The organism is Streptomyces sp. NBC_00829 (assembly GCF_045161795.1).
In the GTDB taxonomy this organism is placed as follows: Bacteria; Actinomycetota; Actinomycetes; order Streptomycetales; family Streptomycetaceae; genus Streptomyces.
This window is the reverse complement of sequence record NZ_CP108867.1, coordinates 6,581,298-6,594,161: the sequence shown is the minus strand read 5'-3', so window position 1 is coordinate 6,594,161 and position 12,864 is coordinate 6,581,298. Positions and strand designations below refer to the sequence as shown.

Below are 12,864 nucleotides of genomic sequence, written 5' to 3'. Positions count from 1 at the left end.
GCGGTGGGACAGGCACCCCCGGTGCATCAGACAGGTGGCCAGGGAATCGCCGGCCACTCCCCCGACGGCCCCGGATGCGTCCCCGCCTTCCTCAGCGCCTGCACCCTCCCCCTCAGCGCCTCGACCTCCGCCGCCGTCAGCAGTTGCGCCAAACGGGTGGTGAGCGACCCGCCGTCCGACAGCTCCTTTGCCAGCGCGGCCAGTGCCGTCAGCGCCTCCGCCGGGAGCGGCTCACCCGCCCACCCCCACAGCAGGGTCCGCAGCTTGTCCTCGACATTGAAGGTGACCCCGTGGTCGATCGCGTACAGATGGCCGTCCGCCGTCGGCAGCAGATGCCCGCCCTTGCGGTCACCGTTGTTGATCACCGCGTCGAGCACCGAGAGCCGCCGCAGCCGCTCGTCGTCCGCGTGGACCAGCAGTGCCGTGCGCCCCTCGCCCATGTCGGCGAAGCCGACCGCTTTCCAGCCCTCGCCCGGCTCCTCGTCCTCGACGAGCGCGAGCAGGGACGCCGACGGGTCGGCCTCGACCCAGAGCTGGACCATTCCCTCGCCGTACGGGCCCTCACGCAGAACGGTGGGCGGGACCAGGCCCCACCCGGTCGTCTCGGAGATCCGGTACGCCGCCACCTCGCGGGCCGCCAGCGTCCCGTCCGGGAAGTCCCAGAGCGGCCGTTCGCCGGCGACCGGCTTGTACACGCAGTGGGCCTCTTCGCCCTCGTACGCGACGGAGCAGTACAGCACCGCGTTGGACGCCTCGCGTACCCGTCCGCGGACGGTGAGCTCTCCCCTGGCGAGGAGGTCCAGCGCCGTCAGACTCCGCGGCGGTATCCGTTCTGGCGCGGGCATACGTGTCCTTCCGGATCGAGCGGCAGGCTGCACAGCGGGCACGGCGGCCGGCCGGCGTTCACCACGTCGAGCGCACGTTTGGCGAAGGCCCTGGCCTGCGATCCGGTCAGCCGGACACGCAGCATCGGCGGCCCGTTCTCCTCGTCCTGGAGCAGCCGCTCCTCGGCCTCCGCGAGGTCCTCCTCGGACTCCGCGTCCAGCTCCACCAGCGCCTGTGCCTCGACGATCATGCGCTGTTCCTCGCCGTCCCAGGCCAGCGCCATCGTGCCGACCCGGAACTCCTCCTCGACGGGAGCGTCCAGCGGCGCGGTGTCCGCGACGTCGGCGGGTGCCACGGCCGGAACGGGCGCATTGCCCCCGGTGCGGCGTACGACCTCGTCCAGCAGTTCGTCGATCCGCTCGGCGAGCGCGGCCACCTGGGTCTTCTCCAGGGCCACGCTGGTGACGCGCCCTGAGGCCGAAGCCTGCAGGAAGAACGTACGGCGTCCAGGCAGCCCGACCGTACCGGCCACAAAGCGGTCCGGTGGGTCGTAGAGGAACACCTGACGGGACACGTTCGGTCTCCCTCGGGTCTGGGGGCGGTCGGTTTCGACTGCTGCGGACGGCTGACGGTGGTCATCGAGCGGGCATACGGGTTTTCGGCCCGTCCACCCTACTGCGCGGAGCGATCACGGTGCGCCAGCGCCGCCCCCGACGACTCCGGCCCCGCCCCCGGCCTCGCCTGCGGCGGGTCCGCGCGGTGCCAGCGAGCCGAAGTCCCCGGTGTCGCCGAGGCGGAGAAGGAAGGGACGGGTGCGGGTGTAACGGATCGCGGTCACGGAACACGGCTCGACGGACACCCGCTGGAAGAGATCGAGATGCATGCCGAGCGCGTCCGCGACCAGGGACTTGATGATGTCGCCGTGCGAGCACATCACATACACCGCGCCCTCGCCGTGCACCGCCTCGACACGCGCGTTCCAGTCGCGCACGGCGTCGACGGCGCGCGCCTGCATCGCCCGCATCGATTCCCCGCCGGGGAAGACCGCCGCCGAGGGGTGCTGCTGCACGACCGCCATGAGCGGATCGTCGGCCAGCTCGGCGAGTTTGCGGCCGGACCAGTCGCCGTAGTGGGCCTCGCCGATCCGCTCGTCGGTCTCCAGGTCGAGGCCGGGCCGGGCGTCGAGCAGCGGCTGAAGCGTCTGCACACAGCGCTCCAGCGGGCTGCTGACGACCGCGTCGATCGGCACGTCGGTGAGTCGTTCCGGCAGTGCCGCCGCCTGGGCGGCGCCGCGCTCGTCGAGGTGGACACCGGGCGTCCAGCCGGCGAGCACCCCCGCGGTGTTCGCGGTGGAGCGTCCGTGGCGTACGAGGATGAGCGTGGCCATGCCCGCCAGCCTAAAGGTGCGGCGGGGCCGTATGCGGGGAAGAATGCCCGCCGTGATCGTGGACTGCGCTATCTACCGGGCCGGGCGCCGCACGGAGGGTCCCGCGGACTTCTCCGATGCCCTGGCCGAGGCCAGGGCGGCCGGAGACGCCTTTCTCTGGATCGGGGTCCATGAGCCCACCGAGAGGGAGTTCGACCTCGTCAGAAGCGAGTTTGGACTGCATCCACTGGCCGTCGAGGACGCGCTCACCGCCCATCAGCGGCCCAAGCTCGAGGTGTACGACGACTCCCTGTTCATGGTCCTCAAACCGGTCGTGTACGAACCGGCGTCGGACACGGTCAGCACGGACGAGCTGATGGTCTTCATCGGCGACTCGTTCGTGGTGACGGTCCGGCACGGCGAGAGCGCGCCGCTGCACGCTGTGCGCATGCGCCTGGAGGCAGAGCCCCATGTCCTCAGGCACGGCCCGACGGCGGTCCTGTACGCGATCAGCGACGCGGTCGTCGACCACTACATCGATGTCGCCGGCGAGCTCCAGCTGGACCTCGAGGAGCTGGAGGCGCAGGTCTTCGCACCCTCCGGAAGCGACACCAGGAACACCGCGGAGCGGATCTACACCTTCAAGCGGCAGGTGCTGGAGTTCCGCCGCGCCAGCGGGCCGCTGGCGGCACCCATGGTCCGGCTGGCGAGCGCCGGCGTGCCGTTCGTCCATGAGCATTCGCAGCCCTTCTTCCGGGATGTGAACGACCATCTGATCCGGGCGAACGAGCAGGTGGAGGGCTTGGACAGACTACTGTCGGACGTACTGTCGGCCCACCTGGCGCAGACGGGCCTGCGTCAGAACGACGACATGCGCAAGATCTCGGCCTGGGCGGCCATGGCCGCGGTCCCCACCATGGTCGCGGGGATCTACGGCATGAACTTCGACCACATGCCGGAACTCCACCAGGTGTGGGGCTATCCGGCGGTCCTGGTGCTGATGGCGGGCGCGGTGTACGGACTCTTCAAGCTGTTCAAGCGCCGCGGCTGGCTCTAGTACTACAGGGCTAGCTAGGGCTAGCTAGGGCCTCTCGTTTGGATCTTGCCGGGCTCGCGTGCTCCGGCCCTCAGAAGGCCGGAGCGGGCGTGGGCGGTCCGTCGAGCGCGCCCCTGCGCGCCGGCATCCGCAGGCTGACCATGCGGTGCCAGCCGCCGAAGCGCTCGTACGCGTACATCCCGTGGATACCCGCGGCCAGGGCCGTGGACTTGGCCGCGGGCCAGTGGAGGAGGCGACTCATGTGCTCCGTCACGGCGAGACTGACATCGCGGTAGACCTTGATCTCGGCGAGGGCGCTGGCGCGCAGGACCCGGTGGATCGTCCTGCCGTGTCCCTGTGCGGCCAGACTCAGCAACTCCTCGTGGCAGTAGGCCAGGTGGTTGTCCTCGTCGTTGCAGATCATCCTGATGGCCCTGCCCAGTTCAGGATGGTCCCCGAAGTACCGCACAAGCATGTCCATCTGGTCGGCGGCCCGCTGTTCGGTGACCCGGCTGTGCGAGAGGTAGACGACGATGTCCTGCTCGGACAGCGGCTCGTCCCTGCGGAGCTTCTCGTGGGTGAGCCCGATGCCCTGCCGTTCGAGCAGCATGGTGTAGTCGGTCTCGGGAGGGACCGGGACCGGCTCCAGGTCGCGCTTCCTGAGCAGGGCGTTGAAGAGCCTGCCGTGCTTGTCCTCGTCGGCGCCGTGCCGGGTGATCTTGGGAGCGAGGCCACGCATGCTCTCGGGGACGAGGGCGGCGATACGGCCGTTCTCCCAGCCGCCCTGGGCCTCGCCGCTGGCAGCTATCGAGCAGAAGAGCTGGAAGGCGTCGTCGCTGTCGACGATTTCCTGGAAAAGACTTCGGGCCGAAAGCATCACTGCCACCTCCATGAAGATGTCCGCAAATAAAGAGTCAAATGCGGTACTGGAGACGAGGCAACAGGTGAGTCATACAACTCCGCCGAACGGACGAGGGCGCGAGTGAACAGGAAGCGGGCTTCGGGGAGTAACCCGGAAGGCCTCTCGGGCGTTGTGCTGCATGACGGCCGTGGCGGGGAAGACCCCCGAGCCCCCACCACGGCCGCAGACTTCCTGACAAGGTCCCCCTCTGTACCCCCTAAGCGAGGCCCGCGGCCTCCAGGGCCTCGGTACCCGCCCGCAGCGCCGCCAGCCGCTCGTCGAGCGTGAAGCCGGCCGGGGCGAGGGTCAGCGTCGTGACACCGGCCTCGGCGTAGGCCGTCATCCGCTCGGCGATCCGCTCCACCGGGCCCAGCAGCGTCGTGGAGTCGATGAGCTGGTGCGGGACCGCGGACGCCGCGCCCTCCTTGTCGCCGGACAGGTATTTGTCCTGGATCTCCGCCGCTTCCTTCTCGTAACCCATGCGCTGCGCGAGCTGGTTGTAGAAGTTCTGCTTGCGGCTGCCCATGCCTCCGACGTAAAGCGCGGTGTACGGACGGAACATGTCGGCCAGACCCTTGACGTCGTCACCGACCGCGAGCGGCAGCGTCGGACAGACGTCGAAGCCCTCCATCGTCTTTCCGGCCTTCTCGCGGCCCGCCCGCAGATACTTGATCGCGGTGTCCTCGAGGGTGTCGGCGGAGGGGAAGATCAGCAGCGCGCCGTCCGCGATCTCACCGGTCTGCTCAAGGTTCTTGGGGCCGATCGCGGCGATGTAGAGCGGAATGTGCTCGCGCTCCGGGTGAACGGTGAGCTTGATCGGCTTGCCCGGCCCGTCCGGGAGCGGGAGCGTCCAGTGCTCGCCCTGGAAGGACAGACGCTCGCGGGTCATCGCCCTGCGGACGATCTCGACGTACTCACGGGTGCGGGAGAGCGGCTTGTCGAACGTGACGCCGTACCAGCCCTCGGAGACCTGGGGACCGGAGACGCCGAGGCCGAGCCGGAAGCGGCCGCCGGAGAGGGAGTCGAGGGTGGCGGCGGTCATGGCGGTCATGGCGGGCTGGCGCGCCGGGATCTGCATGATCGCGGAACCGACGTCGATGCGTTCGGTCTGTGCGGCGACCCAGCTGAGGACGGTGGGGGCGTCGGAGCCGTACGCCTCGGCGGCCCAGCAGACGTCGTAGCCGAGCGTGTCGGCCTCCTTGGCGACCGCGAGATTGTCGCTGTCCATCCCCGCGCCCCAGTAGCCGAGGTTGATGCCGAGCCGCATAACCGCTCCCTTTACTGATCAGTAACGTCCCTGTTCCGGGGGACTCTAGCGCGGGTTGGGGCTGTCCTGCAGGGGAGGTTGTCCACAGGTTCTCTCAGGGTGGGCCCCTGGCCAGTAATCTCAGCGCCCATGGAGCAGAGGCATCTCGGCCGCACCGGCCTGCGCGTGTCCCGGATCGGACTCGGCACCCTGACGTGGGGCCGGGACACCGATGAGCATGATGCTGCCGACCAGTTGAAGGCGTTCTGGGAAGCGGGCGGGACACTGGTCGACACCGCAGATGTGTACGGCGGCGGGGAGGCGGAGTATCTCCTGGGGCAGCTCGTCGAGGGGCTCGTCCCGAGGCGCGATCTCGTCATCGCGACGAAGGCGGGCAGCGTGCCCGATCCCGACCGGCGCTTCGACGGCTCGCGCGGGCATCTGCTCGCCGCCCTCGACGCGTCGCTGGAGCGCCTCGGCACCGACTACGTCGATCTGTGGCAGGTCCACGCGTTCGATCCCGGGACTCCTCTGGAGGAGACACTCCAGGCACTGGACATCGCGGTGGCAAGCGGGCGCGCCCGCTATGCGGGCGTGTCGAACTTCTGCGGCTGGCAGCTCGCGAAGGCGGCGACCTGGCAGCTGGCCGCGCCGGGCGTGCGGACCCGGCTCGCGAGCACGCAGATGGAGTACTCCCTGCTGCAACGGGGAGTCGAGCGGGAAGTGCTGCCCGCGGCCCTGGATCTGGGGGTCGGGCTGCTGCCGTCGTCGCCGCTCGGCCGCGGGGTGCTGACCGGCAAGTACCGTCATGCGACGCCCGCGGACTCGCGGGGCGCCTCCGAGCAGTTGGCGCCCTTCGTGGAGCCCTATCTCGACGAGACCGCGAGCAGCATCGTGGACGCCGTGGCGACGGCGGCGGACGGGCTGGCGGCGACGGCCCTCCAGGTAGCGCTCGCGTGGGTGCGCGACCGGCCGGGCGTGGTGGCGCCGATCGTCGGCGCGCGCAACGCCCAGCAGCTCGCGGCGGCATTGTCAGTGGAGACGCTTAGTCTTCCTGACGAGATCTGCCAGGCGCTCGACGATGTGTCGGCGCCCGTGCACCGATATCCCGACCAGGACTGGAGCACGCTGTGACCGCGCCTTCCGAGGGGACGCCGCCACCGTCAGCCGCTGAGCGGCCGGCCGAGCCCCCGGCCGAGGACCGCACCACCGCGGACACGGCCGCCGACGTGGCACCGGACGCCGAGCAGGCGTCGGCTTCGGCCGAGCCGGACGCCGAGAGCGCCGGGCCCGACGAGCCCGGGGCCGAGGAGCCCGGGGCCAACGACGCCACCCTCGGCGACGGCTCGAAGGCCGCGAGCGAGGGCGAGGAGGCGGAGTCCACGCCCGAAGGCGAGGAGACGGGCCCGGCCACGAGCGGGGCCGCTGACAGCGGGCAGACAGCCCAGCCGTCCGAGGCCGAGGCCGAGCTCTCCGCGCAGCGGGAGCTCCGGGCCAGGATCGAGCAGCGGAAGGCCGAGAAGGAAGGACCCATCGAGAGCGGCACCAAGCTGAGCGGGACGGCCGCCGATCTGCTCGCCGCCGTGCGGGCCGTGGAGAGCGGCGAGAAGTCCGGCACGGCCTTCTTCGACTCACCCGCACCCGCGCCCAGGCGGCCCGCGCCCTCGGCGGCCGAGCCTGTGCGCCCGCGGGTTCCGGAGCCCGCCGGACCGCCTCGGACGAGTGCGCCGGAGACCCTCTCGGCCGTCCGGTCCGTGCTCGTCGAGGGCGGAGCACCCGAGGCGCTCACGGTGCAGGTCGCCGAGACGCTCGGGGATCTGGCCGCGGACACCCTGCGCGAGGACCCCTGGCGGCTGCTGTCCGTGCCCGGCGTCCTGCCCGAGCAGGCCGACGGCTTCGCGCGGGCGCTGCTCGGCACGGAGTGCGGACCCGGTGACGAGCGCCGGACGGCGGCCCTGGTCAGGTGGCAGCTGGAGCGCGCGGCGGTGCGGGGCCACACGGCGCTGGAGTTGTCGGCCGTGCGCGGCGCGCTGGCCGAGCGGTCGGTGCCCGACCCGGACGAGGCGCTTCAGCAGGCCATCGCCGAGGGTGCGGTGCTGGTCTTCCAGGACGGCGTCGACGAGAGCCCGCCGGCGGCGGAGAACGAACAGGGCGAGGAGGGTGCGGAGGGTGCGGAGGGTGCGGAGGGTGCGGAGGGTGCGGAGGGTGCGGAGTCCGGGCGGCCCGCCGTGCCGGTGCTCCTGGGGCTCGACCGGTACGCACTGGCCGAGGAGAGCCTCGCCGACGGCCTGGCGCGGCTCGCCAAGAGCGGCGCCGACGCCACCTGGGAGGCGGCGGAGCGCACCGGGCTGACCCGTGCGCTGGCGGCGAGCGGCCTGGTCGCACACACCGGCGGCGAGGCGGCGCGCGCCGAACCGGTCGCGCTGGCAGAGGCCGCTGCCGCGCTCGGGCTGCGCGCGGTGATCGCGGTCCACAGCGCGAACGGTGTCAGAAGGCTCGGCCCCTCCGCGGCGGCGGTCACCGTCGCCGGACTGCTCTCCGGCTCGGAGGGACCGGGCAGGGAGGCGGACGGTGCGTTCGCTCTCGATCTCCTGGTGGTGCTGGACGCACCGCAGCTGGATGTGGAGACCGCGGCGATGCTGGTCGAGTCGTTGCCGGACGGCAGCCGTCTGGTGCTGAGCGGCGACCCCGGTGTGCTGTACTCGGCGGGCGCCGGGCGGGTGTTCGCCGATGTGCTGGCAGCCGGGGTGTGCCCGCAGATCGCCTCGCGGACGCCGGACCCCGGGCCGATCGGGGAGCTGGTCTCCGGCATCGGCATCGGCGAGCTGAACCAGGTGGAGGCACCGGGCAAGGAGGTCGTCATCGTCCCGGTGCGGGACGCGGGCGAGGCGGTTCACCGTACGGTCCAGCTCGTCGCGGACTCGGTTCCGCGTGCCTTCGGCGTGTCCCCCGAGCAGACCCAGGTGATCACGGTGGGGCACGGCGGCTCGGCCGGGACCCGCGCGCTCAACGCCGCCGTCAAGCAGCGGCTGAACCCCGGCCCCGGCCGGTTCGGCGGGTTCGACGTGGGCGACCGGGTCGCCTACACGCCGGCGCCGGGGCGGACACTGTCCGGTGCCGTCGTCTTCGCCGACGCGGACGGCCTGCACCTCGACTGCGAGGGCACGCCCGTCGTCGTCCCGCAGGAGCGGGTCGAGTCGGCCGTGCGTCACGGCTGGGCGCTCACCGCCCATCAGGCCGTGGGGATGCGCTGGCCCGCCGCTGTCGTCGTGCTGCCGGGCGACGCGGCCCAAGGTCTGAGCAGGCCATGGGTCTACACCGCGTTCAGCTGCGGTGAGCGCCATCTGTCCGTGGTGCACGGAGTGGACCAGGCGCTACCGCGTGCGGTGGCCGGGATCACGTCCCAGGAGCGGACGACCCGGCTGCGGACGCTGCTCGAAGGACTGCTGGCCCCGACACCGTAGCCGTGGGAGGCGACAGGACCCCGCCGCGTTGGTGCGACGGGGCCCGCGCCGCTCACGCGCCGGGTGGGTCAGGACTCCCCTTCGTCGAGGTCGTCCAGCTCCTCGTCGAAGACCGAGCTCACGTCGAAGCGACAGACGATCCGCTCGGGGTCCGCCTGGTCGAAGGGGGTGCTCAGCCACTCGCCCGGCTCCACCGGCTCGTCCGCGGCCGATACCCAGAGCGTGGAGTCGCCCTCCTCCAGACCGAACTCCTTGTGCCTGGACGCGATTTCGTCCGGTTCGTACTCCCCGAAGAGCACGCCGAGCGCCGCGTGCACGCTTGTGCCGACCACCGCGGCGTTCTCGGGCCGGTCCTCGTCGGGGTCCAGATCGGCGATGCGCTGCGCCTGTGCGAGCAGCCGCTGCGGCTCGACCACCGCATAGTCCCGACGGATCAGCACACTGAGCGCGTTGGGCTCCTCCGGGCCCGTGTACGGAGGCAGTGAGTCGTCCGCGCCCGGGATCTCGAAGGGGGTCACCTCGTCGTAGCGGTCGTAGAGGCGTTCGTCGTACGCCTCGGCCGCGGCGGCGAGGACGTTGAACGCGTCGTAGACGGCCGGGTCGTCCTCGCCCGTGCGGTTCTCGACCGCCGCGAGGTGACGGTCCAGTGCGGCTTTGACCGCCTCGGCGGCGGCACGTACCTCGGCAGCGGTGGGCTGCGCAGCATCAGACATAGTGCAGACGCTATCCGTACAGGGCCTCTGCCCGCACAATAGATGCGATGCCGGAATACGAATTTGTCGACGTGTACGTACCGCGTGGGGTCTCCCGCAAGGAAGCGACCCGTCTGCTGACCGACCATGCCGAGTACGGACACTGGGAGTTGGACCGACTGAGTCTGCACCGGGACGGCAGCCGTCGCGTGCGGCTGCGTCGGCGCATCATCCGTCAGGTGCGCGCCACCTGGTGAGCGGTTGAGTGGGAAGGAGCGGGCCCCGCGACCGCGAGACCCGCTCCGTTTCATCCCTGTTCGTGCAGCTTCGTACGACCTCTCCCTTCGGTGACCGGTCGGTTACGCGGAGGCACGGGAGCGGCGGTACAGCACCACACCCGCCAGCAGGAGACCCGCACCCGCCGGGGCCAGCATGCCGAGCGGACCAGAGCCGGTGTGCGCGAGCTCGTCGATACCGACGGACGAGTTGCCGGACTGGGCGCCGGGGGCGTTCGGCTCGTCCGGGGTAACCGGTGTTTGAGGCGTTCCGGGGTTGCCGGGCGTTCCAGGGGTGCCCGGGTTGCCGGGGTTGCCTGGGGTACCGGGGGTGTCCGGGTTACCAGGGTTCCCCGGGTGACCGGGGTGACCGGGAGGCATGCCGGCGTCCGTGCCGTTGCCGCACTGGTTGCCCAGCGCCGGGTTCCCGAGGCCACCGATGGTGACCGTGTTCCCGCAGGCGTTCACGGGAACGTGGACCGGCGCCTGAATGTGGTTGCCCGAGGCGACACCGGGTGAGTTGCTCGTCCCGCCTCCCGCGTGCGCTCCGCCGGCGTTCGAACCGCCGCCGTGAGACCCGCTGCCGTGCGATCCGGCGTGCGATCCACTGCCGTGCGATCCACTGCCATGGTTGCCGGACCCGTTGGCACACTTGTTGCCGGCGACGGGATTGAGCAGCCCGATGACATTCACGGTGTTGCCGCAGACATTTACGGGAATGTCCACTGGGGCCTGGATCGAATTCCCGGACGCGACGCCCGGTGAATTCGACGCGACCGAATGTGCTCCGGAATCCGCCTGTGCGTAGCTGCCGCCCAGGGCAATGACGCCGCCCGCGGCCGCCATGGTGATCAGGCCCTTGCGAGTGACCTGTCGCATGTGGTTGTCCTGCCTTCGCGCTTCAGGAAATCCCCCGGCCGTCGTGACCGGGGGCGGAAAGCCCGACGGTCCCGGAGTGCATGGCACGCACTCCGGGACCGCCCGGGTTCAAACCCAGACCCTCACGGGCCGAGTCACAACGTCACTTGTTGACGCAGTAGTTGCCGAAGGCGGGGTTCAGCAGCCCGATCACGGAGACCGTGTTGCCGCACACGTTCACCGGCACGTGGATCGGCACCTGGACGACGTTGCCCGAGAGCGCGCCGGGGGAACCCACAGCGGCACCCTGAGCACCGGCGTCGGCCATGGCCATGCCCGCGCCGGCGAGCACCAGACCACCAGTGGCAGCCGCAGCAGCGACGACCTTCTTGATCATTATTCCTCCTTGTTGGCAATGCGATCCCAGCCGCGGACCGCACCACCTGTAACGAGGAGGAGGCAGGTGGGCTACGAGCCGATGGCTCCTTTCACCCTTTTCAGTCAAGTGCGCACGCACTGACGATTATTGGAGTTTCGTTTCAGCACATCTTCACCCGGCGGGCTCAGCAACGGTCCAGGAATCGGTCAAGCACCCGCACACCGAACTTCAGGCCGTCGACCGGCACGCGCTCGTCCACGCCGTGGAACATCCCCGCGAAATCCAGCTCCGGTGGAAGTTTCAGCGGCGCGAAACCGAAGCAGCGGATGCCGAGGTCGTCGAAGGACTTTGCGTCGGTGCCGCCGGAGAGCATGTACGGCACGGCTCGCGCGATGGGGTCCTCGGCCTTGAGCGCGACCTGCATCGCGTCCACGAGATCTCCGTCGAAGCTGGTCTCCAGCGCTTTGTCGCCGTGGACGTCCTCCCGCTTGACCCGGGGCCCGAGCAGCCGGTCGAGATCGGCGAGGAACTCCTCCTCGTACCCCGGCAGGAAACGCCCGTCGACATGGGCGGTCGCCTGTCCGGGAATGACGTTCACCTTGTACCCGGCGCCCAGCATGGTGGGGGCCGCCGAGTTGCGCAGGGTCGCGCCGATCATCTTCGCGATGCCGCCGAGCTTGGCGAGCGTCGCGTCCATGTCCTCGGGGTCGAGCGGGGTGCCGAGCGCGTCGGAGAGCTCGTCCAGGAAGGACCGTACGGTCTTGGTCATCCTGACCGGCCACCTGTGCCGGCCGACCCGGCCGACGGCCTCGCAGAGCTCGGTGATGGCGTTGTCATTGTTGGTCATCGAGCCGTGCCCCGCGGTGCCCTCGACGGTGAGGCGCATCCAGTGCATGCCCTTCTGGGCCGTCTCGACGAGATAGAGGCGCAGGTTCTCGTTGACGGTGAAGGAGAAGCCGCCGACCTCGCCGATGGCCTCGCTCACCCCCTCGAAGAGGCCGGGGTGCTTGTCCACGAGGTATCGCGCGCCGTAGGCGCCGCCCGCCTCCTCGTCGGCGAGGAAGGCCAGCACGACATCGCGCGGCGGCTTCCGGCCGCTGCGCAGTCTGTCCCGTACGACCGCGAGGGTCATCGCGTCCATGTCCTTCATGTCGACCGCCCCGCGGCCCCAGACACAGTCGTCGGCGATCTCACCGGAGAAGGGGTCGTGCGTCCAGTCGTCGGCGTTCGCCGGTACGACATCGAGGTGACCGTGGATGAGCAGCGCCGGCCTGGACGGGTCTTCGCCCTCGATCCGGGCGACCGTGGAGGCACGCCCCTTGTGCGACTCGATGATCTGCGGTTCGAGCCCGACCTCGGCCAGCTTCTCGGCGACGTACTCGGCAGCGCCCCGCTCGCCCGGCCCCGAGTGGTCGCCGTAGTTGCTGGTGTCGATCCGGATCAGCTCACGGCAGAGGTCGACCACCTCATCCTCGCCCGAGACGGTACGGGCCGTGTTCGACTCGCTCACGCTGATTCCTCCCACTGTCGCTGCTGGTGGTTCCTTCACATACTCCCGTGCGCGTGCCCTGGGCCCAAGGGCGACTGTCCGCCGTCATGCGCACTTCACACGGATCGGGCAGTGGTCGGGCACGTCCGAATGTTTGCTATGGTTTTCCACGTCGCGACGGCCCAGGGCCGCGAGACAGACACCTTGTCCGGGTGGCGGAATGGCAGACGCGCTAGCTTGAGGTGCTAGTGCCCTTTATCGGGCGTGGGGGTTCAAGTCCCCCCTCGGACACCAGCAAGATCCCCACGGGTTGCCCGTGGGGATCTTCTCGTT

Annotated in this window: 13 protein-coding genes and 1 tRNA gene; 5 read left to right on the top strand and 9 right to left on the bottom strand. The window is 70.4% G+C overall.

The window, feature by feature from the left end; genetic code table 11:
• Window positions 1–26 precede the first annotated feature (26 nt).
• The 3 genes from OG293_RS29420 to OG293_RS29410 all read right to left on the bottom strand — a co-directional run bounded on the left by OG293_RS29420 (window position 27) and on the right by OG293_RS29410 (window position 2,212).
• The gene (locus tag OG293_RS29420; protein WP_406001806.1) at window positions 27–845 is read right to left on the bottom strand and encodes an SCO1664 family protein; all 819 of its coding nucleotides are present in this window, start codon (window positions 843–845) and stop codon (window positions 27–29) included.
• The gene (locus OG293_RS29415) at window positions 809–1,399 is read right to left on the bottom strand and encodes a DUF3090 domain-containing protein (protein WP_406001805.1); all 591 of its coding nucleotides are present in this window, start codon (window positions 1,397–1,399) and stop codon (window positions 809–811) included. Before OG293_RS29415 ends, OG293_RS29420 begins: the two co-directional genes overlap by 37 nt.
• Window positions 1,400–1,513: 114 nt before the next feature.
• Window positions 1,514–2,212 carry a histidine phosphatase family protein gene (locus tag OG293_RS29410; RefSeq protein WP_406001804.1) on the bottom strand — a complete coding sequence of 233 codons (699 nt, stop codon included), beginning with the start codon at window positions 2,210–2,212 and terminating at the stop codon, window positions 1,514–1,516.
• Window positions 2,213–2,255: 43 nt separating this feature from the next.
• Between OG293_RS29410 and corA the strand changes: the two genes are divergently transcribed.
• A complete protein-coding gene (gene corA / locus OG293_RS29405) occupies window positions 2,256–3,248 on the top strand; it encodes a magnesium/cobalt transporter CorA (RefSeq protein ID WP_406003747.1) in 993 nt (330 codons plus the stop codon).
• 70 nt (window positions 3,249–3,318) lie between these two features.
• On the opposite strand, the gene OG293_RS29400 is transcribed toward corA, so the two are convergent.
• Together OG293_RS29400 and OG293_RS29395 are read right to left on the bottom strand one after the other, a co-directional pair.
• On the bottom strand, window positions 3,319–4,104 hold the full coding sequence (locus tag OG293_RS29400) for a ferritin-like domain-containing protein (RefSeq protein ID WP_406001803.1): 786 nt from the start codon (window positions 4,102–4,104) through the stop codon (window positions 3,319–3,321).
• 241 nt (window positions 4,105–4,345) lie between these two features.
• Window positions 4,346–5,395 (bottom strand): LLM class F420-dependent oxidoreductase, encoded by a 1,050-nt coding sequence (locus tag OG293_RS29395; protein ID WP_406001802.1) that lies wholly within the window; start codon window positions 5,393–5,395, stop codon window positions 4,346–4,348.
• Between the two features lie 129 nt (window positions 5,396–5,524).
• Between OG293_RS29395 and OG293_RS29390 the strand changes: the two genes are divergently transcribed.
• Both OG293_RS29390 and OG293_RS29385 read left to right on the top strand, forming a co-directional pair.
• The gene (locus OG293_RS29390) at window positions 5,525–6,508 is read left to right on the top strand and encodes an aldo/keto reductase (RefSeq protein ID WP_406001801.1); all 984 of its coding nucleotides are present in this window, start codon (window positions 5,525–5,527) and stop codon (window positions 6,506–6,508) included.
• Window positions 6,505–8,838, top strand: a complete 2,334-nt coding sequence (locus OG293_RS29385) for a helix-hairpin-helix domain-containing protein (protein WP_406001800.1) — start codon at window positions 6,505–6,507, stop codon at window positions 8,836–8,838. Before OG293_RS29390 ends, OG293_RS29385 begins: the two co-directional genes overlap by 4 nt.
• A 68-nt stretch (window positions 8,839–8,906) precedes the next feature.
• On the opposite strand, the gene OG293_RS29380 is transcribed toward OG293_RS29385, so the two are convergent.
• Window positions 8,907–9,551: a hypothetical protein gene (locus OG293_RS29380; RefSeq protein WP_406001799.1), complete on the bottom strand. Its 645-nt coding sequence runs from the start codon at window positions 9,549–9,551 to the stop codon at window positions 8,907–8,909.
• 47 nt (window positions 9,552–9,598) lie between these two features.
• On the opposite strand from OG293_RS29380, the gene OG293_RS29375 reads away from it, so the two are divergent.
• Window positions 9,599–9,787, top strand: coding sequence for a DUF5703 family protein (locus tag OG293_RS29375; protein ID WP_005319466.1), 189 nt, complete (start codon window positions 9,599–9,601; stop codon window positions 9,785–9,787).
• 102 nt (window positions 9,788–9,889) lie between these two features.
• Here OG293_RS29375 and OG293_RS29370 read toward each other — a convergent pair whose 3' ends face one another.
• The 3 genes from OG293_RS29370 to OG293_RS29360 form a co-directional block, all read right to left on the bottom strand.
• Entirely contained in the window at window positions 9,890–10,684 is a 795-nt protein-coding gene (locus tag OG293_RS29370) for a chaplin family protein (protein WP_406001798.1), read from the bottom strand.
• A 142-nt stretch (window positions 10,685–10,826) separates the two neighbouring features.
• Window positions 10,827–11,060 carry a chaplin ChpH gene (chpH, locus tag OG293_RS29365; protein WP_406001797.1) on the bottom strand — a complete coding sequence of 78 codons (234 nt, stop codon included), beginning with the start codon at window positions 11,058–11,060 and terminating at the stop codon, window positions 10,827–10,829.
• A gap of 166 nt (window positions 11,061–11,226) precedes the next feature.
• Complete coding sequence (locus OG293_RS29360; protein WP_406001796.1) at window positions 11,227–12,552, bottom strand: M20/M25/M40 family metallo-hydrolase; 1,326 nt, start codon at window positions 12,550–12,552, stop codon at window positions 11,227–11,229.
• A 185-nt stretch (window positions 12,553–12,737) separates the two neighbouring features.
• Between OG293_RS29360 and OG293_RS29355 the strand changes: the two genes are divergently transcribed.
• Window positions 12,738–12,825: transfer RNA gene (locus OG293_RS29355), tRNA-Leu, on the top strand.
• Window positions 12,826–12,864: the final 39 nt, after the last annotated feature.

Bases quoted from the DNA above. Each gene is read 5' to 3' on its own strand.
- corA (WP_406003747.1), top strand. From the start codon at position 2,256: ATGCCCGCCGTGATCGTGGACTGCGCTATCTACCGGGCCGGGCGCCGC.
- OG293_RS29420 (WP_406001806.1), bottom strand. From the start codon at position 845: ATGCCCGCGCCAGAACGGATACCGCCGCGGAGTCTGACGGCGCTGGAC.
- OG293_RS29395 (WP_406001802.1), bottom strand. From the start codon at position 5,395: ATGCGGCTCGGCATCAACCTCGGCTACTGGGGCGCGGGGATGGACAGC.
- OG293_RS29390 (WP_406001801.1), top strand. From the start codon at position 5,525: ATGGAGCAGAGGCATCTCGGCCGCACCGGCCTGCGCGTGTCCCGGATC.
- OG293_RS29410 (WP_406001804.1), bottom strand. From the start codon at position 2,212: ATGGCCACGCTCATCCTCGTACGCCACGGACGCTCCACCGCGAACACC.
- OG293_RS29400 (WP_406001803.1), bottom strand. From the start codon at position 4,104: ATGCTTTCGGCCCGAAGTCTTTTCCAGGAAATCGTCGACAGCGACGAC.
- OG293_RS29375 (WP_005319466.1), top strand. From the start codon at position 9,599: ATGCCGGAATACGAATTTGTCGACGTGTACGTACCGCGTGGGGTCTCC.
- OG293_RS29380 (WP_406001799.1), bottom strand. From the start codon at position 9,551: ATGTCTGATGCTGCGCAGCCCACCGCTGCCGAGGTACGTGCCGCCGCC.
- OG293_RS29370 (WP_406001798.1), bottom strand. From the start codon at position 10,684: ATGCGACAGGTCACTCGCAAGGGCCTGATCACCATGGCGGCCGCGGGC.
- chpH (WP_406001797.1), bottom strand. From the start codon at position 11,060: ATGATCAAGAAGGTCGTCGCTGCTGCGGCTGCCACTGGTGGTCTGGTG.